This is a genomic window from Brevundimonas denitrificans (assembly GCF_030160755.1).
Taxonomy (GTDB): Bacteria; Pseudomonadota; Alphaproteobacteria; order Caulobacterales; family Caulobacteraceae; genus Brevundimonas; species Brevundimonas denitrificans.
The window spans coordinates 1-2,759 of sequence record NZ_BSOY01000126.1; the positions used below are offsets into that span (position 1 = coordinate 1).

Annotated in this window: 1 protein-coding gene and 1 pseudogene; both read left to right on the plus strand. The window is 72.3% G+C overall.

Annotation, left to right across the window (positions count from 1 at the left end):
- Nucleotides 1-1,149: type II secretion system protein D (locus QQJ79_RS15150; RefSeq protein WP_488798466.1), on the plus strand; the 1,149-nt coding region annotated here is incomplete at its 5' end.
- A gap of 7 nt (nt 1,150-1,156) precedes the next feature.
- Nucleotides 1,157-2,644 (plus strand): annotated as a pseudogene (gene gspE / locus QQJ79_RS15155) (type II secretion system ATPase GspE); the annotation flags it as partial.
- Nucleotides 2,645-2,759 lie beyond the last annotated feature (115 nt).

The window sequence follows — 2,759 nt, forward strand, 5'->3', positions numbered from 1 at the left end:
GCGGGCCAGCGCGCGACCCTCGCGCGGTTCCCGGGGGCCAATGCGCTGGTGATCTCGGCCTCGGCGGAGACGCAGCGGATGCTGGCCGAGGTGATCCGCCAGCTGGACCAGCGGCGCCAGCAGGTGCTGATCGAGGCGATCGTGGTCGAGCTGTCGGACAATGCGGTCAAGGAGCTGGGGGTGCAGTGGCTGCTGGCGGGCGAGGACGGCAATCCCGTCGGCCTGACCAACTACTCGGACCGGGCCGGGCCGCTGGTCCCGCTGGCGGGCGGGGCGGCGGCGGGGCGGCTGGAGGCCGACGATCCCCTGCGCGAACAGCTGCAGGAACTGGCCCTGAACACGCTTCTGGGCGCCAACGGCTTCATCGGCGGGGGCGGCGGGCGGATCGGAGACGGCCTGTTCGGCTTCATCATCCATGCGGCCAAGACCGATGCGGGCTCCAACCTGTTGCAGACGCCGTCGCTGATGACGCTGGACAATGAGGAGGCGACCATCCTCGTGGGTCAGGAGGTGCCGATCACGACCGGCGAGACCCTGCTGGACGGCAACGCCAATCCGTTCCGCACGACCCAGCGCCAGGACATCGGGGTCAAGCTGGTGGTGCGGCCGCAGATCAATGCGGGGGGTTCGATCACCCTGTTCCTGCGCCAGGAGGTCTCGAGCATCAACGGCGTCCTGACCGACAGCGCCAATGATCTGGTGCTGAACAAGCGCGAGCTGGAGACGACCCTGGTGGTCGACGACGGCGACATCGCCGTGGCCGGCGGCCTGCTGGACCAGAACGACCGGCTGTCGGTGGACGGGGTGCCGGGGCTGGCCAGCCTGCCGTACGTCGGCGGCCTGTTCCGCTCGACCAGCCGCCAGCGCGGGCGGACCAATCTGATGGTGTTCATCCGCCCGACCATCATCCGCAGCCCGGCCGACGCCCAGGCGCTGGCGGCGGACCGCTGGGGCTATATGCGCCAGCGGCAGCTGGACAACGCCCCCGGCGTCGAGCCGTCTCTCGACGAGATGCTGCGCGACTATATGCGGACCCAGCCGCCCCGGACCCCCCTTGGCGCGCCCGACCATCCGATCACCGCCCCCGTCGGCGAGGTCGCCGCCGCGCCCCTGGCCCCGGCCGCACCGGCGGATCCGGCGCGCGAGTGAGGCGGTCATGATCACCCTGATCAATCCGACCCTGCCCTATGGCTTCGCCAAACGGCACGGGGTGATCCTGCTGGAGGCGGGCGAGATCGCCGTGGTGGGTCTGCGCGAGGGGGCCGATCCGTCGGTGCTGATCGAGACGCGCCGCGCGCTGGGCCGGCCGCTCCGGGTCGAGCCGCTGGATCAGGCCGGCTTCGACCGGCGGCTGTCGCAGGTCTATGCCGGCGATCATCTGAGCGCGGCGGACGGCGACGATCTGGAGATGCCGTCCGGTCTGGAGAGCCTGATCGACGACATCCCGGCCGCCGCCGACCTGCTGGACACGGCCGACGACGCCCCGGTGATCCGGCTGATCAACGGCATCATCGCCGAGGCGGTCCGCTCCGGGGCCTCGGACATCCATCTGGAGCCGTTCGAGACGGCGCTGACGGTGCGGATGCGCATCGACGGGGTGCTGCGCGAGACCCTGTCGCTGAACCCGCGGATCACGCCCCTGCTCGTATCGCGCATCAAGGTGATGGCGCGGCTGGACATCGCCGAGAAACGCGTGCCCCAGGACGGGCGCATCCCCCTGGCCCTGGGCGGCAAGACGCTGGACGTGCGCGTCTCGACCCTGCCGTCGCGGGCGGGCGAGCGGGTGGTGCTGCGCATCCTCGACCGCGACCAGGCCGGGCTGACCCTGGACCGGCTGGGCATGGCGCCCGATGCCCTGGAGGCCTTCCGCGCGGCGCTGAGAGAGCCCAACGGCATCATCCTGGTCACCGGCCCGACGGGCTCGGGCAAGACCACCAGCCTGTACGCCGGCCTGTCGCTGCTGAACGACGCCACGCGCAACATCCTGACGGTCGAGGACCCGGTGGAATACGCCATCGACGGCGTCGGCCAGACCCAGGTCAATCCCAGGGTCGGCATGACCTTCGCGGCGGGCCTGCGGGCGATCCTGCGCCAGGACCCGGACGTGGTCATGGTCGGCGAGATCCGCGACGTGGAGACGGCGCGGATCGCGGTGCAGGCGGCCCTGACCGGCCACCTCGTCCTGTCCACCGTGCACACCAATGACGCGGCGGGGGCGGTGACCCGGCTCAGGGACATGGGGGTGGAGCCCTTCCTGCTGGCCTCGACCCTGCGGCTGATCGTGGCCCAGCGGCTGGTGCGCCGGCTGTGCGGCGACTGCCGGCGGCCGGAGGCGGCGGACAAGGCGACCGCGCGGCTGGCCGGGGTCAGGGTCGGCCAGACGGTGTGGCGGCCGCAGGGGTGCGGCGGCTGCAACCAGACCGGCTATGTGGGGCGGGTGGGTCTGTATGAGGTGATCCGGGTGGACGACCGGGTGCGCCGGCTGATCGCCGCCGAGGCCGGCGAGGAGGCGATCAACGCCGTGGCCTTCGCCAGGGTCGGACCGGGGGCCGGCGCCGAGACCCTGACGCAGCGGGCGCGGGCGCTGGTGCTGGAGGGCGTCACCTCGGTGGAGGAGGCGGTGCGGGTGACGCGTCAGGAGACGGTCGAGGCGCATGACGAGCCGGGGCTCGCCGTCGTTCCCGCCGCCGCCGCCGCGACCCCCGCCGCGGTTGCGGCCGGGGATGCGGCCTGATGGCGGCGTTCGACTATGTGGCGGT